This window comes from Stenotrophomonas sp. YJH_SMC_4 (assembly GCF_059371575.1).
This window is the reverse complement of record NZ_JCAFUR010000001.1, coordinates 480306-502996: the sequence shown is the minus strand read 5'-3', so window position 1 is coordinate 502996 and position 22691 is coordinate 480306. Positions and strand designations below refer to the sequence as shown.

The window sequence follows — 22691 nt, the reverse complement described above, 5'->3', positions numbered from 1 at the left end:
CCTCTGCTTGCAGGTGCGCTCCTGTGTGGATGAACGGAGTTGATGTTAAAAAATGTGATCAATTTGTCACTTTGACCTGATTTGCACAAAAGCGCATTCAGCGGATGGACAGCTGCCATGGGATGGCCCTAGAGTCCGCGCACCAGGGGACAACAAGGCAGTTGACGTGGGCAGTAACGGATCAGGGATCGATCTGCAGGAGCCGCTGTGCGTGGACGATGGAGGCGCGCTGGCGTGCTTCGTCGCCCTGTTGGGGTTTCTGGACCGGCCTGCCGACCCCGACCAGCTCCGGCACCAGCTGGGCCACCCCGAAGGCCGTATCGATACACAGGATCTGTTGCGCCTGGCCAAGCGGATGGACGTCAAGGCACGCGTGGTACAGGCGCGGGTTACCGCGCTGCGCGACCATCCGCTGCCCGCCATTGCCTGCCTGGCCGACGGGCGCTATACGCTCGTGCTCAAGGCCGACGCCGAGAACGTGTTGTGCTTCGACGCGGCGGCCGACGGACGCCCGGTCACGCTGTCCCTTGGCGAGTTCTCGCAGGAGTTCGATGGCCGCCTGTTGCTGATGACCACGCGTGAAAGCGTGGCCGGCGCCGTGAGGCGCTTCGATGTCGGTTGGTTCATTCCTGCCTTGGTGAAGTATCGCCGCCTGCTGCGTGACGTGCTGGTAGCCTCGTTCTTCCTGCAGTTGATGGCACTGATCACGCCGCTGTTCTTCCAGGTGGTGATCGACAAGGTACTGGTGCACAAAGGCATCACCACGCTGGAAGTGCTTGCCCTCGGCCTGCTGGTGGTTTCGGTGTTCGAAGTGCTGATGGGCGGACTGCGCACCTACCTGTTCTCGCACACCACCAGCCGCGTTGATGCCGAGCTGGGATCGAAGCTGTTCTCGCACCTCACGCATCTGCCACTGGCCTATTTCCAGGCGCGCCGGGTGGGCGATTCGGTGGCGCGCGTGCGCGAACTGGAAACCATCCGCGAGTTCCTCACCTCCTCGGCGCAGACGGTCGTGCTGGACCTGTTCTTCGCCATCGTGTTCCTGGCCGTGATGTGGCTGTACAGCCCTGCATTGCTGCTGATCGTACTGATCACGCTGCCGCTGTACGCGGTGGTGGTCATGGTGGTCGGGCCGATGCTGCGGCGCCGCCTGGATGAAAAGTTCGTGCGCGGTGCCGAAAACCAGTCGTTCCTGGTCGAAGCAGTGACCGGTGTGGAGACCATCAAGGCGCTGGCGGTCGAGCCGCAGGCGCAGAACCGCTGGGACAAGCAGCTGGCGGGTTACATCCAGGCCAGCTTCCGCGCCAGCATGCTGGCCAACTGGGGCTCGCAGGCGGTGCAGCTGATCCACAAGCTGGCCACCGTGGCACTCCTGTTCTTCGGCGCGCGGCTGGTGATTGACGGCAAGCTGACCGTGGGCGAACTGGTGGCGTTCAACATGCTTGCCGGGCAGGTTGCCGGGCCGGTGCTGCGCCTGGCGCAGTTGGCGCAGGACTTCCAGCAGGCGCGCATTGCCGTGGAGCGGCTGGGCGACATCCTCAACTCCCCTACCGAACCGGCCAGCTCACCCTCGCGTGCCAGCCTGCCGGCAGTGGATGGCCGCATCGCGCTGGAGCACGTGTCGTTCCGCTATCGGCCTGAGGGGCAGGAAGTGTTGTCGTCGGTCAGTCTGGAGATTGCTCCGGGTGAGATCCTCGGCGTGGTCGGGCCCTCGGGATCCGGCAAGTCGACCCTGACCAAGCTGATCCAGCGCTTGCACGCCCCGGAGCGCGGCCGTGTGCTGGTGGATGGTGTCGATCTGTCCATGGTGGATCCGGCGTGGCTGCGGCGACAGGTGGGTGTGGTGCTGCAGGAAAACCTGCTGTTCAACCGCAGCGTGCGCGAGAACATCGCCATGGCCGACCCGGCGATGCCGATGAGCCGGGTGGTGGAAGTGGCCAAGCTGGCTGGCGCGCACGATTTCATCCTGGAGCTGCCCGAGGCCTACGACACTCGCATCGACGAGCGCGGGGGCAATCTCTCCGGCGGCCAACGGCAGCGCCTGGCGATCGCGCGTGCATTGGCGATCGATCCGAAGATCCTTATCTTCGATGAGGCGACTTCGGCGCTGGATGCGGAGAGCGAAGAGGTCATCCAGGACAACCTCAAGCGGATGTCCGCCGGCCGCACCGTGATCATCATCGCGCATCGTCTGTCGGCGGTACGCCAGGCCAACCGCATCGTGACCCTCGAACGTGGCCGCATCACCGAGACCGGCACGCACGAGGATCTGCTCCGCGCGGGAGGCCGTTACTCACTGCTCTACACCAAACAGATGGGCCTGCCCGCCGTGGCGGCCCCGCTGAACTGACCACTGCGGGCCCAGCCAAGGACAGCACGCATGTTGAAGGGACTGAGGCATCACCTGGGCATCCTGCGCGAGAGCCTGCGCGCGGAGCGTGCGCAGCCGGACCAACGCGATTCGGCGGCGCCGGACTTCCTGCCGGCGGCGCTGGAGATCCTGGAAAAGCCCCCGAACCCGATCGGCCGCACCGTTCTCTGGCTGCTGATCGCCTTTCTCGCCATCGCATTGGTCTGGTCGTGCCTTGGCCGCCTGGACATGGTCGCCGTGGCCGAAGGCAAGGTGATTCCGCGCGGCAACGTGAAGGTGATCCAGGCTGCGGACCAGGGTGTGGTCCGTGCGATCCATGTGGTCGAAGGGCAGTCGGTGAAGGCTGGCACGCCGCTGCTCGAACTGGATCCGACGGTCAGCCATGCCGAGGTCGAGCAGGCGCGCCAGGCGTTGCTGACCGCGCAGATCGATGTGGCACGGGCGCAGGCCGTGGTTGACCACGTTGCCGGCCGGGCCGGTCGGTTCATCGCACCGGAGGGAGCATCTGACAGCATCGTTGCCATCCAGCAGGCACTGGTGGCCGCCAAACAGCGCGAGTTCGATTCCACCGTGGGCGGCTTGCAGCAGGAGCGCAGCCAGCGCGATGGCGAGCACGGCATGATCTTGGCCGAGATCGCCAAGCTGGAAGAGCAGCTGCCGCTGGCTACAGACCAGCTGAACAAGCTGGAGGAGCTGAGCCGCGACAACTATGTGCCGCGACTGCAGGTGGCCGAAGTGAAGGAGCGTGTTGTCGGCATGCGCCAGGACCTGGCGATCCGACGCGAAGAGCAGCGCAAAGCGACCGCAGCGCAACTGGCGGCCAGCCAGCAGATGAGCAAGAGCCGCAGCGAGTTCGCACGTGAAGCACTGGACGCCCTGACCGAGGCCGAAGCGGCGCGCGCGCTGCGTGGCGAAGAATTGAAGAAGGCCCATGACAAGGCCGGGCACATGGTACTGCGCGCGCCGGTGACCGGCGTGGTGCAGCAGCTGCAGGTGCACACCATCGGAGGCGTGGTGAAGCCGGCAGATCCGCTGATGGTGCTGGTGCCGCACGACGGCGAACTGGTGGTCGATGCGATGCTGCCCAATCGTGATGCCGGCTTCGTCCGCGACGGCCAGTCGGTGGAGGTGAAGTTGGAGGCCTACCCGTTCACCCGCTACGGCGTGGTCGACGGAATCGTGGAGACCGTGGGCCATGATGCGGTGCAGACCGAGAAGGAAGGGCTACGCTACCCGGCGCGCGTGCGCCTGCTGAAGCCCTGGATCGAAGTGGATGGCCGGCGCCGCGCGCTGGCGCCAGGCTTGGCTGCCACGGCGGAGATCAAGACCGGTGATCGCCGCATCATTGAATACCTGCTGTCACCGCTGTCGCGGCGTGTTCAGGAGGCGGGGAGGGAGCGATGAAAAGCGGAGTTCGAGCCTCAAACGGCAACCCTGTACCTATGCGGGCTCTTGGTCTGATTCTCGCGCTGGTACTCCTCCCTTGGCATCTACAGGCACGAGATCACGCCTCCTTGAGGTCGGTGGACCTGCAGGAACGCCTGGTTGGACTGCTGGCCCGACAGGGCGGGGACCACTGGAAGGGCATCCCGCCGAGCACTCTGGAACAGGCGATGCGGGTCAGTTGGCGGCGTGGAGCAGGTTTGCCTTCTTCCGGCAGAGGGGAGGGGGTCACGGTCGAAGGCTGGTCTTTCTGGATGCACACCGAGTTTCGCAACGGTGGCTATCAAACGCGCCTCGACACCTACGTTGCCACGCCAGGGAGCACCTGCACCTTCAATGCCGATCAGTTTGCCCGGAGGCTCAAGGCCATCGGGATGGAGGGTGGGCCAGTCAGATCAACGCTGCTTCCCGAGACCTGGTACCTCGGTGCCAGAAACGTGGAGGTTGCGGTCAGGACATACACAAGCACTACCAATGGTCAGCGCCATCAGTGCGTTGAAACGATCAGCATCGGTCCCCGGGAGTTCTGAACATGCCATCGATCAACAACGAGCTTGAAGCCGTTCTGCAGAGCCTCCGTCAGAAGGGAGGGCAGTTCTCCAAGGCCGAGCAGACCATTAGGCGGACAATCGAGAGTTCACCCGAACTCATGATTCGCTTGAACGTATCCGCCAAGAATGGAACGCTGAAGGGAATCGAACTGCTTCCCTCCGGTGCGACAGAGGGAGGGCACTACAGCGCCGGGTCCGGAGTCATCCGTATAAGTCGCGATCGGTTCGTTGCTGGAGGTGAAGCTGCGTTGGACGCGCTGGCATTCGTGCTCGGCCATGAAACCGCGCATAGCATCTATCAAGTCGAGAACGCCAAAGCGCTCGAAACTTTCCGCCAGCAGGTATACGCACTCTCGGTCGTGAAGGGTGTCAGAGACTACACGCCCATCCTGGCTGCCTACCTCAAGGCTACTCGCGAAAACGAAGCGGTTGCGATGATCGGCGGATGGAACGCAGTCTGGGGACGAGCCGTACTCAATTCCAGCAATGGCATTGACCAGCAGTCGTTCTTGGCCAGGATGTATCAGGCGATGCCACCGGGATGCGTCATCAAGGAGCCCAATGGTAGTTACAAGCTCGCACAGGGCATCACCATGCGCGGCAACTACTCCATTGAGTCCAGCAGGAATTCGCCGAACATCGAGGGATTCGGAATCTGCTACTACGACGGTACCGGTGCGGGGCTCGGCCAATCCGGGGGGCTCGATTACCGGAACTACTACTTGGGTCCCCAATTGGAGTACATCATCGAAGCCGAGCTGCAGATGCAGCGGCTGATGCCGGCGGGAAACCAGCCTGGCGACGTTCGGATTGATCTTGAGGCGATAGGTGGCAACGAGGCGGTCCTTGAAGCAGACGGCCTGTACTTCAGCGGAAGAGATAGCCAGTTCATATTCTCTGATGGCCGAGGGCCATTGCGGGTCTTCAATAGAAAGGGTGATGCTTCGCAGAAGCCGCGAAGCCCTTCACAGATACAGCTCCCCGTTGACAGTGAAACCTTGCAACGAATCACCATGTCTGGGGGTTTGGGCGGGGCCATTGGCGGGGCAATAGCCTCTGCGCTGAAGATCAACGATCCACTGTGGAAGGTGCTCGCTTCAGCCACGTTGAAGACGGTAGGCAAAAATCTGGGCGAGATTGCAGCCGCCGGTGGAACGAAGGTCGTGACCCGGGCGGGCGTCTTGGATCTGCTCTCTGATGTTCCGGACGAATTTCGAGTAAGCCTTCAGGGCGCCGCTGCTGGCACGGTTTCTGCCTATTTGACGGCTGAGCTGATCAGCTCGCTTGGCATCAAGGGCACGCTGGGAGAGGTCGGACAGAGCGTTGCCGCAAGCTCACTCAGCCAGATCATTGAGAATGCGATCAAGATTGCTGATGGCGCCACGATCGGCATCACAGATGGCTTGTCAAAGGGGCAGGTCTTTACCGCGATCGGTGGGTACATCGGCGCGCGCCTGGGCGCCAGCCTCGTCCAGTTCGAAACAGTGGGTGGACAGTTGGGCGCTCAGATCGGCTCTGCTGTGGGCGCCTATGTTGGTGCCACGATGGCACAGACGTGGAGTGCCTTGCTGCAGGCCGTTGGCACGACCTATGCCGGACCCATCGGCGCGGCTATTGGCGCGTTGGTTGGGTACATATTCGGAGGATTGATCGGAAGTTTGTTCTCCAGTGGGAAGCCGCGCTCCTGGGCATCTGTCACCTGGGACGAGGCGAACTCGACCTTCACCGTTTCTGGCGTTCGTGCCCGCTCGGGCGGCGTGAGTATCGGAGCGACGCTACTGGCCAATCAGGTCGCTGGCACCATGAATGCGGTACTGGAGGTGTCGGGGAGCCGGGTGGCAACGGGTGCGACGGTGGATGGCGGTACCTATGGAACGTACGGCAAGAAGTATCGCTATTGGTCGGAGCCTTCATTCACCACCTCCAAGGCCGAGGATGTAATTTCCTACGGTACGGTGCGGGCGTTGTCCAATCTACTCGATCGGATGATTGGTGGAGACATCTACATCAAGCGTGCCATCGGAAAGAATCTTGTCAGCCTAGATGCGCCGACAGGTTTCAGTGCGACCAATCTGTTTGGCGACATAGCCGTTGCTTCCGACTACGCTCGATATGTTGCGTCTCCATGGGAAATCAATACTCTGATTGCGGGAGCGCCTGAGAGTGGGTTCGCCGCACAGTGGGCCATTACGCTCGTCCGTGTCGAAGAGCTCGGACTCAACCGCCGTGCAGCGTCTGATTGGACGGGGGGATTTGCTGCATGGCTTGATCAACTGGCAGACGGCGCTGTAGACGGTGTCGGTCTGGTCGCCTCCAACATGACGTTGGCGCTCGATCCTGATGGAGGACGAAAGCGTACCTTGGTCAGCTGGACCGGAGACGAAGTTCACTCGTTGGGCGACACCATCGTCACCGCAGATAAAGACAGGATCCTCGGCGGAACCGGCAGCGACAGCATCATCGTCAATGGTGCATTGCTGTCCAGCACCACCGGCCTGCTGGTCAACGGCAACGCACCTTCGGCCACGCATCGCATCGAAATCGCGGCTGTCATCGATGCCGGTGCAGGTGACGATCTGGTCCGGGGTGGAGACCTCGGCAACGATCTGCTCGGCGGCAGCGGCAACGATACCCTGGTGGGCGGCCTGCTCGATGACTGGCTGTTTGGCGGGGACGGCAATGACGTGCTGTTCGCCGGCAATGTCACCAATGTGAACTTCGCCATCGGTGATGCCAGCGCACAGGCGCTGGCGATCGCTGCGCGTGGTGGCAACGGCAACTACCTCGACGGCGGTGCCGGCGATGATCGCCTGTATGGCAGCACCGGTTCGGACTGGCTGGAAGGTGGCGCTGGCAACGACCTGCTGGTGGGTGGCGAAGGGGGGGACATCATCGCCGGTGGCGCTGGCGATGATCGGGGTGCCAATGGCGAAGCACGCCTGTTCGGTGGGGGCGGCGCGGACCAGTACCTGTTCCGGCTTGGTGACGGCCGCGATGTGGTCTACGACGAAGAGGGCGCAGACGCCATCCGTGGCAGCGGCGACAGCTTGAATGACCGCCTCGCAAAGATCGCCAATGGACAGTTGGCGCGCAACTGGGCCGGTGGTGGCGAGTACGAGGTCAACGGCTCGGTGAAGGGTGGTGAGGACGCGATCGTGTTCGGCACCGGCCTGTCGCTGCAGAACATCCAGATGCGCCGCTCCTCGGCCAGCGGCGCCGGCAACGACCTGATCATTGCCTTGGTCAGCTATGACGCCGCCGGCAACGCGACCCACACCGGCGATGAGCTGACCATCAAGGACTGGTTCGAATCCTCGCATCGCGTGGAGTGGCTGCGGTTTGCCAATGGCGAGGACATCCGCATCGGCGACATGACCTCGTACATCATCGGCACCGGTGGCTCGGATGTGATCCTGGGCACCTACGGCGCTGACTTCCTGTATGGCGGCGCCGGCAATGACGAGATCCGAGGCCTGGCCGGCAATGACTTCGGCAATGGTGGCTCGGGCGACGATTTCGTTGCTGGCGATGGCGACCAGGACTGGGTGATGGGCGGCTCCGGCAACGACCAGGTGCTGGGCGGCGCAGGCAATGACACGGTGTTTGGCGATGATGGCAATGACCGTGTGTATGGCGGTACGGGTTCGGACCTGGTGGTCGGCGGCCGTGGCAACGACGAAGTGGTGGGCGGTGAAGGCGATGACGTCTTCCGCTACCAGCGCGGCGATGGCGACGACATTGTCATGGACGACTATGTCGACAACTGGGATCTGGTCTGGGAGAAGGGCGCCTACGTCAATGGCTATGTACGCAATGCCGATGGCACCGTCAGCAAGGACGGCGTGGTCTATTTCGACGGTTCCACCTGGATCAGCCACAACGACTGGAACGACGAGGCGCAGGTGCTGCGCCGGCACAAGGGAGCGCTCAATGGCCTGATTGCGCGCAATGCGGGTGTTGATTCGCTGGAGTTTGGCGTCGGCATCGACATCCAGGATGTGATGCTGCAGCGAGATGGCAATGACCTGCGCCTGGTGATCGGCCGCGATGGCGAGAAGGAGCGCCTCTCGGCGTCCAGTGACCGGATCACGATCAAGGACTGGTACGCACTCGGTGGATCGATCGAGAACATGGTGTTTGCCGCGACCGGCCGCCATGCGCTCACCGACATGACCCTGCTCGGGGGCGGCGATGGCAATGACACGATTGCTGGAACGGCTGGCAAGGACTGGTTGACCGGCAACGGTGGCGATGACGTCATCGACGGCGGCGCGGGCAATGACCTGCTGATGGGCAACGAAGGCGACGATACGCTGCGTGGCGGTGCGGGTGACGACATCCTGTACGGCGGCCAGGGTGACGATCTGCTGCACGGCGGTGCCGGCGCGGACACCCTGTTCGGTGGCGGTGGCGTGGACATCGCGTCCTACGCGGGCAGCGCGGCGGTGCGCGTCTACCTGGAAGGCACGTTCGCCAATACCGGCGATGCCAAGGGCGATGCCTACAGCAGCATCGAAGGCATCGAGGGCGGCGCCGGCGCCGACCGTCTCGGCGGCAGTATCGGTGCGGATGTGCTGCGTGGTGGAGGTGGTGCGGATGCGCTGTACGGCGGTGAGGGCGACGATGCCTATGAGTACAACATCGGCGACGGTAGTGATGTCATCTATGAAGGCGCTTTCTATCTGGATGAGGTGATGTCCAGCTCAGGGACGTTGGGATCAGCCTACACGGCGTCCTGGGAGTATCTGGGCCTTGGCGAGACAACTGCGGGCAACAAGCATCAGTATCGGTTGACGGTCAAGGAGATCGCATCCGGCACTGTTGTCTACCAGAGCGTGGACAAGGTGGACTTCCTGTTTGACGCCCCAGTGGCGAACGCGCCAGCCTCCACCACGTGGCCATCGGCGCAGGGGCAGTTCCGTTCGTCGACCTGGCGAAACGGGCCAAATGGGCAACAGATCGTGCGCGAAGTGTTCCAGGCCACCGACGGGGGCCAGGATACGCTAGTACTGGGAGCAGGGCTAAGCCTCTCCAATCTTCGGTTGGCGCTGAGCGGGACGACGCTCCAGGTGGATGTCTTCGCCGCACAGAACGGTACGATCAAGCTCGCCAATCACACGAATGCCCAGCGTCGCGTCGAGTTCATGCAGTTGAAGGACGGACTGGTGCTGGATCTGCGCCAGTTCCGCCAGCTTTCCCAAGGCGGCAGCGCGAGTGACGATGTATTGTTCGGGTCCGATGGCGCGGACACGCTTACGGGTCTTGCAGGTCACGACGTGCTGGCGGGTGGAGATGGCAATGACACGCTGCGGGGCGGCGACGGCGACGACACGCTGGAGGGCGGTGCCGGTGCCGATATCCTCGACGGTGGCAGCGACCGCATCAGCCTCGGCCAGGCGGCGGTGGCGGGTGAAGCCTATGGCGATACCGTCCGCTATGTGACGTCCACCGCGTCGCTGGTGCTGGACCTCGCCGCAGGCACGCTGTCGGGCGGGCATGCCGATGGCGATACCCTGGTTGCAGTCAACGGCGTCAGCACGTTGGAGAACGTGGTGGGCAGCGACGGCTTCGCCGATACCGTCAGTGGTGATTCGCGGGCCAATCGCCTGATCGGGCTGGGCGGCAACGACTGGCTGGATGGGCGTGGGGGCGATGACGTGCTCATCGGTGGTGACGGCAACGACACCCTGATGGGCGGCGACGGCAACGATGCGTTGTCCGGCGATGCCGGCGATGACCGACTTGAAGGTGGCGCGGGCAACGATGTGCTGGCCGGTGGCGCGGGTGCTGACGAGCTTTACGGTGGGCTGGGCGACGACCAGATCAGCGGCGATGTAGGCAACGACAAGGCCTGGGGCGGCGAAGGTAATGACACCCTGGGGGGCCAGGACGGAGACGATCAGCTCTACGGCGAGGCCGGCAACGATACCCTGGTGGGCGGCGCAGGCGACGACCTGCTGGATGGCGGGACCGGCAACGACACCCTGGCCGGTGAGGCAGGCAACGACCTGCTGCGGGGCGGGGATGGCAATGACACCTACCTGTTCGATCGGGAGGGTGGCAACGACCGCATCGAAGACGCGCTGGGCGTCAATCGCATCGTGCTGCAGAACGTGGCCAACCACGAGGTCTGGCTGCAGAAGGTGGGCAATGATCTGCTGGTCAGCGTGATCGGAGGCAGCACCCGGATCACCATCGCGGGCTACTACACCGGCGCCAGCCGGATCACCGAAATCGCGACCGGTGCAGGCTCGCTGTTCCTCGCCCACGCCGAGCCGCTGCTTGCGGCAATGGCGGCAGAGTCGGGGTCCGTGCCGGCTGGGATGTCCTCAAGCTTGCAGGGCCTGCTCGGCAGCTACTGGCAGAACTCGAGCAAGCCGGCACCGCTGGTCGAAACGCAGTACCTGGCCACCGATGAGGACGTACCGCTCAGTGGCAGCGTCAATGCCGTCGACCATGATGGGAACATCACCGGATACACGGTAATCACTGCACCCGGCATGGGGACCGTCGCGCTCAATGCAGCCACCGGCGCCTGGGTCTACACGCCGGCGGCGGACCGCCACGGCAACGATCGTTTCGTGGTCCGGGTCACCGATGCCGACGGCAATACCGCCGACCAGATCGTCGATCTGGTGGTGCGCTCGGTCAACGACGCGCCCAGCGACATCCTCGCACCCGGACCGCTGGCCGTGGACGAGAACGCTGCCAACAACCTGTCGCTGGGCCGCTTCGGCCATGTCGATCGCGACGGCGCGGAAGATACGGCCACTTTCACCCTGATCAATGATGGCGGCGGGCGCTTCAAGATCACCGCCGATGGCACGCTGAGCGTTCGTGATGGCACCAAGCTTGACTATGAAAGCGCCACCGCGCACACCATCCGGGTGCGCGTGACCGACGGTGCCGGCGCGTGGTTCGAGAAGGACTTCAAGATCGACGTGCGCAACGTCAACGAGGCGCCGTTCACGCCGACGCGGCCACCGAACACCGCGCCCGTACTGGCCGGTGAAAAGACGGGCGCCGGTACGGTGGTGGGCACCTTCGTGATCGGGGACCCCGACAAGAGCACGCCGACCCTGCAGCTGGTGACCAACCCGGGCGGTCTGCTGGAGGTGGTGGGTAACCAGGTACGCGTGCGTGCGGGCGTTGCGATCGACTTCGAGACGCTGGCCGCCGCCCAGGGCGCAACCTTGGTCGATCTGGATGGCGACGGCATCAAGGAGGTGTTGCTGACCGCCAGCGTGAGGGCGTACGACGGCAGCCTTGCATCTGCATCGACGCTCAGCTTCACCTATGCCATCGAAGACGAGAATGAAGCGCCGACAGCGGTGGTGTTCGTGGCCACCACCACCAGCTTCAGCGAAACCGATCGGGTTCCCACCGGAACTGCGCTGCCGGCGATCCTGCTCGGTACGCTGTCGGCCACCGATCCAGACACCACGGCAGGCAGTGATTTCGCCACGATGGTGTACAGCGTGTCCGACAGCCGCTTCGAGATCATCAACGGCAACCAGCTGCGCCTGAAGGCCGGTGCGATCGTTGACTATGAGGCGGGAAGCAACGTCACAGTGACGGTCACCGCGACCGATCGCGGCGGCGCCGGGTTGAGCGTCAGCAAGCAGCTGGTCTTCACCGTGGTCAACCGCGATGACTACCTGTACGGCACTGCCGCTGGAGAAACGCTGGTCGGCCAGGCCAACCGGGACGTGATCCAGGGGCTCGGCGGCAACGACATCATCAACGGCGGCGGTGGCAACGACGACCTGTACGGCGGCGATGGCGATGACAATCTGCGCGGTGAGGCTGGCGACGACAAACTGTGGGGCGAGCTGGGTCGCGACACGCTGTACGGTGGCGCAGGCGTCGACGAACTGCGTGGCGGTGATGGCGATGACAACTTGTATGGCGAAGACGGTGATGATCGTCTGTACGGCGACGCCGGCAATGACATCCTCGATGGCGGTGCCGGCAATGACCTGCTGGAAGGGGGCATCGGCAATGACACGCTGCGCGGCGGCGTCGGCAACGACATCCTGCGCGGTGGTGATGGCGACGATATCCTCGATGGCGGTGCCGGTGCCGACACCCTGTCCGGAGGCGCCGGTGTCGATACGTTGACCTACGCCACGGCGACGGCGGGCATCGTGCTGAACCTGGCGACGGGAACCCATGGCGGCGCGGCCGCCGGCGATGTGCTGGAAGATGCGTTCGAGCGCGTGATCGGCAGTGGGTTCGACGACGTCATCACTGGTGGCGCGGGGGATGATTACATCGAGGGTGGCGCAGGCAACGACAAGCTCTACGGCGGCGCTGGCAACGACACGCTGTATGGCGGTGATGGTGACGACCTGCTCGATGCGCAGGCCGGCAATGACACCCTGTATGGCGGCGCCGGTAACGACATCCTGATTGGTGGCGATGATAGCGACGTCTACTTGATCGACCGCAACTCCGGTGCCGACGAAATCCGTAACTACGACTCCAGTGGCGACGATATCGACGTCATCGGCTATCGCGACATCAGCCGCAATGACCTGTGGTTCAGCCGTACCGGCGATGACCTGGTGATCTCGGTGATCGGCACCAGCGTGGTGACCACGATCAAGGGCTGGTACACGACCACCAATGCCAATGATCGCGCCAACTACAAGATTGATTTCTTCCTGGCCGGCGAGCACGCCAGCAGCACGATCAATGCAGAGGCACTGGTCGCGCTGATGGCCGGTCGCACCAAGCCGGCCACGGTCGCGGCCTATCAGGCATTGCATGCGGACGGCACGTTCGAGAACCAGTGGCGGCACTACTGGGATGGCAACGGCCTGCCGTCGATCAGCATCGTGCCGGATCAGTCGATCAACGAGGATGGCCAGGTCGCCCTGCAGTTCACCGTCGGTGATGACCTGACCCCGGCATCCGGGGTCACCGTGCGTGCCGTGGCGGTGGATGCCACTGACCTCACGACGGTGGTGGCCTGGATGAATACTCCGAGCATCACTGCGGGGGCCAACGGCGAGCGTACGGTGACGCTGGTGCCGAAGGGCAACGCCAGCGGACGCGTTGCGATCAAGCTGATCGCAACCGATGCCGGTGGGCTGGTGACCGAGCGCGTGTTCTTCATGAATGTGGCGCCGGTAGTGGACGCGCCGGTGATTACCCGTGCCGTGCAGGTCGGCAAGACGCTGGATGGCGGAACGCTGACGCTGGACGTTCAGGCTGCCCTCACCGACACCGACGGGTCGGAAACGCTGGAGATCCGCATCTCGAACCTGCCGACCGGACTGACCCTGAACAAGGGCACGAACCTGGGCAACGGCGTGTGGTCGCTGACGCCGGCGCAGCTGGCCGGTCTGGCGCTGGTCGGTCCGGCCACGTGGTCGGCCGACCTGACCGGCACTGCGGCGCTGACGGTGACCGCCATCGCCAAGGAGACCGCGACGGGCAAGACCAGCAGCAAGACGCAGACCCTGTCGGTCACCATCAATGCGCGTCCGACCGACATCACCGTGGACCGTGCGCTGAGCACAGTCGAGTCGACCTCGGATGCACCGGTGGCCAATGGCACCGTGCTGGGCAACTTCGCACGGGTGGACGCGGACAATGACAGCTTCACCTTCAGCCTGACCAACAACGCAGGCGGACGCTTTGCGATTTCCGCGGCCGGCGTGCTGACGGTGGCCAATGCCAGCCTGCTCGACTACGAGGCCAACACCTCGCACCAGATCGTGGTGCGGGTGACCGACTCGGGCGGGTTGACCCGCGACAAGACGTTCACCGTGGCGGTGACCAACGTTGATGAGGCGCCGGCTACGCCGACCATCTCCAGCCAACCGGTGGCAATCGCGGCCGAGAATGCGGCGCTGGGCGGCGTTGTGATCGCCAACCTTGCCTCCAGTGGCGGCAATGGCAGCTACAGCTATGTGCTGGAGGGCGACGCGCGCGGCTGGTTCACCCTGGTCGGCAACCAGCTGAAGTTCCGCGATGGCCTGGTGCTGGATTTCGAGGCGCTGAAGGCCGCTGGCATGACCCTGAGCGATGCTGACAGCGATGGCCGACAGGAGGTGGTGTACTCGGTATCGGTGAAGGCTGTGTCGGGTGGGCTGACCTCGGCGGGGGCGCGCACCATCACCGTGCGCCTTGAAGACGTCAACGATACGCCGCATGGCATCACCGTCGATCGCACGCTGAGCATCGCGGAAAACACTGCCAACGGCGCCGAGGTCGGTAAGTTCAGTGGCCAGGACCAGGACGTGACCGACGGCCTGACCTTCACCCTGGTCAACAATGCTGGCGGCCGCTTTGCCATCACCGCGGCTGGTGTACTGAGCGTCGCCAATGGTGGGCTACTGGACTACGAGGCCGCCACTTCGCATGCAATCACGGTGAGGGTGACCGACACCCACGGCGCAACCCGCGACCAGGTGTTCCAAGTGGGCGTGTCCAACGTCAACGAAGCACCACGAACGCCGGACGTCGTGCAGCATGTGGCGCTCACCTCCGAGAACACCGGCGTGTCCGGGCAGGTGGTAGCCACGCTGTCGTCGTCTGATCCGGACGGGACCGCACCCTCGTACCAGATCATCAACGATCCGTTTGCCTGGTTCGCCATTTCCGGCAACCAGCTCAAGTACAACGTCAGCAGCTTCGATTTCGAAGCGGTTGCACCGTACCTGCAGTTGATCGACGGCGATGGCGATGGCCAGCTGGAGGCGTATTACAACGTCACCGTTCGTGCGACGGATGGAGCGCTGGTGTCGGGCAATCGTGAAATCACGGTGCGCATCGAAGACGTCAACGAAGCGCCGACAACCTGGGGCCAGAGCGTGACGCTGGCCGAATCGGCGCCGGGCGCGGGGCAGACCGTATTCCAGTTCACCAACTGGTCCGACCCGGACAGCCAGTGGTACAACCGCGACCACCGGTTTGCCATCACAGGTGGTGCCAGCAATTTGTTCGGCATCAACGCCACCACGGGCCAGATTGCGCTGCACGGGCAGCTGGATTATGAGACCGCGCAGAGCCACCAGATACAGGTGACGGTCACCGATCGTGGTGGCCTTTCCAGCAGCACCTGGGTGACGATCAATGTGCAGAACGTCAATGAGCGGCCGACGGTCGTCCAGACGCAGGACAGCAACTACGTGTACGTGCTCTGGGGAAGTGACCAGGAGGACATCTTCAGCCGTCTGGTGATCACCAGCGCGGTGGAGCTGGTGAGTACTACTGGCCAGTACTGGGACACCTATACCAACGAGACATCGTTCTTTGACTATGGGACCACGTCGAAGGCCATTTCCGGTGATGGTTTCCTGAACGGTTACTACTACAACGGCACGCTTGCCACGCGGATCGTGAATCGTGGAAACCGGCGTCAGGTGAATGACGGAAACTGGGGCGATCCTCGCGGAAGCGGCGCGGGCTACTACCAGGAGACCTACTACGACACCTACTATGAAATCGTCATCCAGAGCGTGGACAGCGCTGGCCTCTGGAGTGATCCGCTGAAGTTTGTCGTCAACGAGTTCGGCGCACGCCTGGGCCCGGTCGTGCTTGACCTGGATGGCGACGGCGTGGAGACCGTGGGTTGGGCACAGAGCGCCACGCGGTTCGACATGGACGGTGATGGCGTGCGTGACTTGACCGGTTGGGTCGGCCCGCATGACGGCCTGCTGGTGCTCGACCGCAACCGCAACGGCACGATCGATTCCGGCGCCGAAATCTCGTTCACGATGGATCTGGAGGGGGCCCATTCCGACCTTGAAGGTCTGGCTGCCTATGACAGCAATGGTGATCGGCGTCTGGATGCCAATGACGCCCGCTTCGGAGAGTTCCAGGTCTGGCGTGACGCCAACCGCGATGGCATCAGCCAGGCGGGTGAGCTGTTGACGTTGCAGCAGGCCGGCGTGGCGTCGATCAACCTCGATGCGCGCCGTACCGGGCAGATGCCCGGTGCGGCGCCGGACAACACCACCTATGCCAACGGTCAGTACACCCGTACCGATGGCACCCAAGCGGCCCTGTCGGACATGTTCTTCGCTTTCGGCGAGCGCGATGAGGGGGGCGACGGTGACGGCCTGAACCTGAATGCTGGCGCCGGCAAGGGCGGACGTGACCTGGGTAGCGGTGATGCCACCTCCGGCCGGGTCAACCGCCGAGGCGGGGATCCACGCTTCACGCCTGCAACTGAACTGCCGCAGGCCCCGGTGGCGCAAGCCGTGACGGAACTGGGGGATCGTTTCGGTGGCGTTGAGCCCACCGCCGCCGAGCGGATGCAGCAATCGGCTCGGTCGGAACAGCGTGCCCCCATCGACGAAAGCATTCCGTCCGGCCCGGCAACACAGCGCTCAGCCTTGCATGACAATCTGGCGCTGGCACAGAAGAAACGGTTCCAGATGATCGAAGCGATGTCCACGTTCGACGCTCAGCCCTATGCCCAGGGCATCAGCACGGCGGCGCGCGATCCGGCCACCATGGAACTGTTGACCGCCATTCCCGACTATAGGATTTCCCGTTCATGATCACGTCCACGACCGCCACCGCCGCCTCCGACGGGGCGCCGCGCACCGTTGCCGAGGCCCTCGGCCAGATCGTCTGGCTGCTTTCGCAGTCGCCGCTGCACCGTGAGATGCAGTTGAAGGACCTTGAATGGTCATTCATGCCGCCGCTGCTGAAGGAGCAGTTCCGGGTGTTCCGTTTCGGCACCCTGCCGCCGTTGCCGGGCATGCAGGAGGCCGGTGCGGCGTTCGCCGGGGTGGCCCAGCAGGCACTGGAACAGTTGCCGCTTGGCGTTGCAATCTGGGCCAATTTGTCAGAGGAGGCCGAGCGCAAGCTGGAAGCCGGCGAGCGGCTGGAACTGGACGACTGGAACAGTGGCGATCGCCTGTGGCTGATCGAGTTCATCACCCCCTTCGCCCAGCCCGGCAACGGCCTGGCCGAGGCCATGCTGGGCGATCTGCTGACCGGGCCGTTCGCGGGGCGCAGCCTGTCCATGCACCGGACCGATCCGGCCACCGGCCGGCGTGACAAAGTGACCCTGGGCGGCGTGCCGTCGCAGGCGGCTTGATCCGGGAGAGCTAAACGTCCGCCCCGGTCGCCACGCTGGCGGTCGGGGGAGTAGAGGCAAGCCCGGTGGGCCGGGGCTCGATGATAGAATGCCGGGTTTCTGGCAGTGCCCACCGATGGGCGGCCGGGTATCGGCAACTCCGGCTGTGTGCTATGACAGGCACCAGCCCCCGGACAATGGAATCACTTACCTATGGCGCGCGGCATCAACAAAGTCATCCTGGTCGGCAACCTCGGCAACGACCCGGACGTGAAGTACACCCAGAGCGGCATGGCGATCACCCGCATCAGCCTGGCCACCACCAGCGTCCGCAAGGACAAGGATGGCAACCAGCAGGAACGTACCGAATGGCACCGTGTGGTGTTCTTCGGCAAGCTCGGTGAGATCGCCGGCGAGTACCTGCGCAAGGGCAGCTCGGTCTACGTCGAAGGCAGCCTGCGCTACGACAAGTACACCGGCCAGGACGGCGTGGAGAAGTACTCCACTGACATCGTCGCCGATGAAATGCAGATGCTGGGCGGCCGCGGTGAAGGCGGCGGTGGCGGCGGTGGCGGCGGTGGTGGCAACTACGGCGGCGAGCGCCCGCAGCGCCAGCAGGCTCCGCGCCAGGAGTACGGCGGCGGTGGCGGCGGCCAGCGTGGTGGCCAGGGCGGTGGCTATGGCAACCAGGGCGGCAACCAGGGCGGCGGTTACGGCAACCAGGGTGGCAACCAGCGCCCGCAGCCGCAGCAGGCGCCGCCGATGGACGACTTCGCTGACGACGATATTCCGTTCTGATCGAACGCTCGTTCGCAGCAGAAAAGAAAGCCCCGCTCATGCGGGGCTTTTCTTTGTCTGCGATTCCTGCGGAGTTGTGCTTCGCAGCATCAGTTTTCGTGCACCGCGACTTGCAAACAGACAATTTCCTCCCCTATGGTGCAATCGATTGCATTGCTGTGAATCGTTGCGTTTGATACCGGTTGGGAGGCCGGCAGGTGGATGTCCATCCATTCGATCAGACCGGCTCCTTCGAGGGGGCTCACGCGGCGCGATGCGTTGCGCATGACGGTTGCTGGAGGCGTAGCTCTGGGTACTGCGGGAGCGCTGCCCGCATTCGCCGCCACGGCGCCGCTCAAGGGCAACCTGAAGCACTCCGTGGCCCGCTGGACCTTCCCGCAGCTGTCCGTCGCCCAGCTTTGCGCGACGGTGAAGGACATTGGTTTTGCCGCGATCGACCTGGTCGGCCCGGAGGACTGGCCCACGCTGAAGGCGAATGGCATCTACAGCTCGATGTGCAACGGTGCGGAGCTCGGCCTGACCAAGGGTTTTGCCGGCCGTGAGTTCCACGACCAGCTGGTGGAGCGCTACACGCGGCACATCGATCTGGTCGCCGATGCCGGCTACCGCAATCTCATCTGCTTCTCCGGCAACCGCAACGGCATGGACCCGCATGACGGCATGGCCAACGCCGAGGCTGGCCTCAAGCGCATCCTCGGGCATGCCGAGAAGCGCGGCGTGGTGCTGGTGATGGAGCTGCTGAACTCCAGGGTCGATCACCACGACTACCTGTGCGATCACTCCGCCTGGGGCGTGGAGCTGTGCCAGCGGCTCGGCTCGGACAACTTCGGCCTGCTCTACGACATCTACCACATGCAGATCATGGAAGGCGACATCATCGCCACCATCGGCAAGCATCACGCCTGCTTCAAGCACTACCACACCGCAGGCGTGCCCGGCCGGAACGAGATCGGAGACCAGCAGGAGCTCCACTATCCGGCCATCTGTCGCGCGATCCGCGACACCGGTTTCAAGGGGTATCTGGCGCAGGAGTTCACGCCTGCAGCGCCCGATCCCGTTGCCTCATTGCGCGAGGCGATCCGCCTCTGCGACGTCTGAAACGATATCCACCCAGGTGAGAAACCCATGGCAGATGATCACTACGACGCCATTGTTGTTGGCTCGGGAATCAGTGGCGGTTGGGCGGCGAAGGAGCTGACCGAAAAGGGCCTGAGGGTCCTGATGCTGGAACGCGGACGCAACATCGAGCACGTCAAGGACTACGTCAATGCGATGAAGGAGGCGTGGGATTTCCCGCACCGCAACCGGCCCACGCAGGCGATGAAAGCGGACTTCCCGGTGCTGATGCGCGACTACGGCCTGGCCGAGAATCTGGAAGGAATGTGGGCCAACGAACAGGACTCACCCTACATCGAGACCAAACGTTTCGACTGGTTCCGTGGCTACCACGTCGGCGGCCGCTCGCTGCTGTGGGGGCGGCAGAGCTATCGTTTCTCCGATCTGGATTTCGAGGCGAATCTCAAGGACGGTATCGCCGCTGACTGGCCGATCCGCTACGCCGACATCGCGCCGTGGTACGACCATGTGGAGAAGTTCGCCGGCATCGCCGGCACGCGCGAAGGACTGGACGTGCTGCCGGACGGCGAGTTCCTGCCGCCGATTCCCTTGAACATCGTCGAGAAGGATGTGGCCGCGCGTATCAAGAAGGCCTTCGGCGGAACGCGCCATATGATCCACTCGCGCACTGCCAATATCACCAAGCCGATGCCCGAGCAGGGGCGCGTCAATTGCCAGTACCGCAACAAGTGCATCCTGGGCTGTCCCTTCGGTGCCTACTTCTCGACCCAGGCGGCGACACTGCCAGCGGCGATGAAGACCGGCAACCTGACCTTGCGGCCGTTCTCCATCGTCAAGGAAGTGCTCTACGACAAGGACCGCAAGCGCGCGCGCGGCGTGGAGGTCATCGACGCCGAAACCGGCCGGACCTATCAGTACACGGCCAAGGTGATTTTCCTCAACGCATCGTCGTTCAACTCGACGTGGCTGCTGATGAACTCGGCCACCGATGTATGGGACGGCGGACTGGGCTCCTCGTCCGGCGAGCTTGGGCACAACGTGATGGACCATCATTTCGGTGCGGGAGCCTCGGGCCGGGTCGAGGGCTACGAAGACAAGTACTACTTCGGCCGCCGTCCCTGCGGCTTCTACATCCCGCGGTTCCGCAACGTCGCCACGGACAAACGTGGCTACCTGCGTGGATTCGGCTATCAGGGCGGTGCCAGCCGCACCGGTTGGTCACGCGAGATTGCCGAGCTGAACATCGGTGCCGACCTGAAGGAGGCGCTGATCGTGCCCGGTGACTGGCGCATCGGCATGACCGGGTTCGGTGAGATGCTGCCGCACCACGACAACACGATCCGCCTGGACCACGACCGCAAGGACAAGTGGGGGTTGCCGGTGCTGGCGATGGACGTTGCCATGCGCGCCAACGAACTGGCGATGCGCAAGGACATGGCCGCCGATGCTGCCGAGATGCTGGAGGCGGCCGGCGTCAAGGACGTGAAGATGCACGACAACGACTATGCCCCGGGCAAGGGCATCCACGAGATGGGGACCGCGCGCATGGGACGTGATCGCAAGAGCTCGGTACTGAACCAGCACAACCAGGTCTGGGATGCTCCCAACGTCTATGTGACCGACGGTGCCTGCATGACCTCCAGCGCCTGCGTGAATCCCTCGCTGACCTACATGGCGCTGACCGCGCGCGCGGCCGACCACGCGGTACGCGAACTGAAAGCAGGGAACCTCTGATGGATCGCCGCGAACTGTTGAAGATGATCGTCGCCGCCACCGGCGCGGCCATGGTCGGGTTGCCCGCGCTTGTGCAGGGGCAGGCACCGGCGGGCGCCGCGAAGATCCATTTCTCCGATGCCGATGTCGGCACGCTGGACGAGATCGCCGAGACCATCCTGCCGCGGACCCGGACACCCGGCGCGAAGGATGCGGGTGCCGGGCTGTTCATGGCGACGTTCGTCAGCGACTGCTACACCGCCCGGCAGCAGGCGACGTTCCGCGCCGGCCTGGCCGACATCGACAAACGCGCCGGCGGCCGCTTCGTGTCGCTCACGCCGGAAGCCCGCACCGGGTTGCTGCGAACGCTGGACGCTGAAGCCAAAGCACGCCATGCCGACGTGACCGAGACCGGCACACCGGAAGAGGGCGAGGCGATGCCGCATTACTTCACGATGATCAAGCAGCTGGCCATCTTCGGCTTCTTCACCTCCAAGGTCGGCGCAACAGGGGTGCTGCAGTACGTCGCCGTGCCGGGTCGCTACGACGGCGACTTGGCCTATGTCCCCGGTACGCCGGCGTGGGGGACCAGCTGATGGACGAGACCCTGATGATCCGCTCTCTGTTGATTGCCACCGGCCTGCTGGCCGCAGTACCTGCGTTCGCGCAGAACGGTGCCGATGCCGCGCGCGATCCGAAGAAGACCGAGGTGTGGACGCCGGTGCCTGCGGTCGTGGCAACGCCCGCGGGCAAGGCGCCGTCCGACGCCATCGTGCTGTTCGATGGCAAGGATGTCTCCGCGTGGGAATCGGAGCAGGGCGGGCGCGTGCCCTGGACGCTTGCTGATGGCGCCATGACCGTCGTTCCGGGCAGCAAGGGCATCCGCACCAAGCAACGCTTCTGTGACGTCCAGCTGCATGTCGAATGGCGTACCCCCACCGAGACGAAAGGCTTCGACGGCCAGAACCGGGGCAACAGCGGCATCTTCCTGCAGGAACTGTATGAGCTGCAGGTGCTCGACAGTTACAACAACCCGACATATGCCAATGGCCAGGCGGGTTCGATCTACAAGCAGGCCATACCACGGGTGAACGCCTCGCGCGCACCGGGCCAGTGGCAGGTCTACGACATCATCTGGAAGGCCCCGCGCTTCTCGCAGGGCGGTGGCCTGACGTCGCCCGCGCGGATCACCGTGTTGCATAACGGCGTGCTGGTGCAGGATGACACCGTGCTGGCGGGGAAGACGGAGTACATCGGTGCACCGTCGTACGCGCCTCACGCGTGCGCGCCGCTGTATCTGCAGGAGCATGACTCCAAGGTCAGCTACCGCAACATCTGGGTGCGCGAACTGTAGCCGCACACGGCCGGCGTGGTCGCCGGCCGCTTACTTCGCCAGGTAGCTGGCGATGTCATCGATTTCCTGTTGTGACAGCTGCGGGAAGGGCGGCATCAAGCCGCCGCCCTTCCTGATCTTGTCCTTGATCTGCGTGGGCTGCAGCCGCTTGCTGATGTCGGTGAGCGCAGGAAACGCGCCCGGCATGCCTGCACGATCCGCACCATGGCAGGCCGTGCAGTTCGCGGTGTAGAGCTTCGCGCCGGCCGCAGGGTCTTCCTTGCACCAGGCAGCTGTCGCAACGCTCATGCCGCCCAGGGCCACCGCCGTTGCCAGGATCATTTTCATGTGGGGCTCCTTGAT

Annotated in this window: 11 protein-coding genes; 10 read left to right on the top strand and 1 reads right to left on the bottom strand. The window is 64.0% G+C overall.

What is annotated here, in order from left to right:
- Window positions 1-211 precede the first annotated feature (211 nt).
- From AC5P9F_RS02350 to AC5P9F_RS02305, 10 genes are all read left to right on the top strand, one after another.
- Complete coding sequence (locus AC5P9F_RS02350; protein ID WP_427925918.1) at window positions 212-2350, top strand: type I secretion system permease/ATPase; 2139 nt, start codon at window positions 212-214, stop codon at window positions 2348-2350.
- A gap of 30 nt (window positions 2351-2380) precedes the next feature.
- Window positions 2381-3775, top strand: coding sequence for an HlyD family type I secretion periplasmic adaptor subunit (locus AC5P9F_RS02345; protein WP_049422738.1), 1395 nt, complete (start codon window positions 2381-2383; stop codon window positions 3773-3775).
- 119 nt (window positions 3776-3894) lie between these two features.
- On the top strand, window positions 3895-4344 hold the full coding sequence (locus tag AC5P9F_RS02340; protein WP_138927384.1) for a hypothetical protein: 450 nt from the start codon (window positions 3895-3897) through the stop codon (window positions 4342-4344).
- Between the two features lie 2414 nt (window positions 4345-6758).
- Window positions 6759-16883, top strand: coding sequence for an SPM autocatalytic domain-containing protein (locus AC5P9F_RS02335; protein ID WP_495231884.1), 10125 nt, complete (start codon window positions 6759-6761; stop codon window positions 16881-16883).
- Entirely contained in the window at window positions 16880-17428 is a 549-nt protein-coding gene (locus tag AC5P9F_RS02330) for a toxin-activating lysine-acyltransferase (protein WP_100437979.1), read from the top strand. Before AC5P9F_RS02335 ends, AC5P9F_RS02330 begins: the two co-directional genes overlap by 4 nt.
- A 192-nt stretch (window positions 17429-17620) precedes the next feature.
- A complete protein-coding gene (locus AC5P9F_RS02325) occupies window positions 17621-18205 on the top strand; it encodes a single-stranded DNA-binding protein (protein ID WP_100437980.1) in 585 nt (194 codons plus the stop codon).
- Window positions 18206-18406: 201 nt separating this feature from the next.
- Window positions 18407-19303 (top strand): hydroxypyruvate isomerase family protein, encoded by an 897-nt coding sequence (locus AC5P9F_RS02320; RefSeq protein WP_100437981.1) that lies wholly within the window; start codon window positions 18407-18409, stop codon window positions 19301-19303.
- 27 nt (window positions 19304-19330) lie between these two features.
- Window positions 19331-21016 (top strand): GMC oxidoreductase, encoded by a 1686-nt coding sequence (locus AC5P9F_RS02315; RefSeq protein ID WP_495231883.1) that lies wholly within the window; start codon window positions 19331-19333, stop codon window positions 21014-21016.
- The gene (locus tag AC5P9F_RS02310) at window positions 21016-21591 is read left to right on the top strand and encodes a gluconate 2-dehydrogenase subunit 3 family protein (RefSeq protein WP_100437983.1); all 576 of its coding nucleotides are present in this window, start codon (window positions 21016-21018) and stop codon (window positions 21589-21591) included. Before AC5P9F_RS02315 ends, AC5P9F_RS02310 begins: the two co-directional genes overlap by 1 nt.
- Window positions 21591-22349, top strand: a complete 759-nt coding sequence (locus AC5P9F_RS02305) for a 3-keto-disaccharide hydrolase (protein ID WP_100438054.1) — start codon at window positions 21591-21593, stop codon at window positions 22347-22349. The genes AC5P9F_RS02310 and AC5P9F_RS02305 overlap by 1 nt, the downstream gene beginning before the upstream one ends.
- 30 nt (window positions 22350-22379) lie before the next feature.
- On the opposite strand, the gene AC5P9F_RS02300 is transcribed toward AC5P9F_RS02305, so the two are convergent.
- Window positions 22380-22676 carry a c-type cytochrome gene (locus AC5P9F_RS02300; protein ID WP_227860056.1) on the bottom strand — a complete coding sequence of 99 codons (297 nt, stop codon included), beginning with the start codon at window positions 22674-22676 and terminating at the stop codon, window positions 22380-22382.
- Window positions 22677-22691 lie beyond the last annotated feature (15 nt).

Bases quoted from the DNA above. Each gene is read 5' to 3' on its own strand.
- AC5P9F_RS02345 (WP_049422738.1), top strand. From the start codon at position 2,381: ATGTTGAAGGGACTGAGGCATCACCTGGGCATCCTGCGCGAGAGCCTG.
- AC5P9F_RS02330 (WP_100437979.1), top strand. From the start codon at position 16,880: ATGATCACGTCCACGACCGCCACCGCCGCCTCCGACGGGGCGCCGCGC.
- AC5P9F_RS02325 (WP_100437980.1), top strand. From the start codon at position 17,621: ATGGCGCGCGGCATCAACAAAGTCATCCTGGTCGGCAACCTCGGCAAC.
- AC5P9F_RS02320 (WP_100437981.1), top strand. From the start codon at position 18,407: ATGTCCATCCATTCGATCAGACCGGCTCCTTCGAGGGGGCTCACGCGG.
- AC5P9F_RS02315 (WP_495231883.1), top strand. From the start codon at position 19,331: ATGGCAGATGATCACTACGACGCCATTGTTGTTGGCTCGGGAATCAGT.
- AC5P9F_RS02310 (WP_100437983.1), top strand. From the start codon at position 21,016: ATGGATCGCCGCGAACTGTTGAAGATGATCGTCGCCGCCACCGGCGCG.
- AC5P9F_RS02305 (WP_100438054.1), top strand. From the start codon at position 21,591: ATGGACGAGACCCTGATGATCCGCTCTCTGTTGATTGCCACCGGCCTG.
- AC5P9F_RS02300 (WP_227860056.1), bottom strand. From the start codon at position 22,676: ATGAAAATGATCCTGGCAACGGCGGTGGCCCTGGGCGGCATGAGCGTT.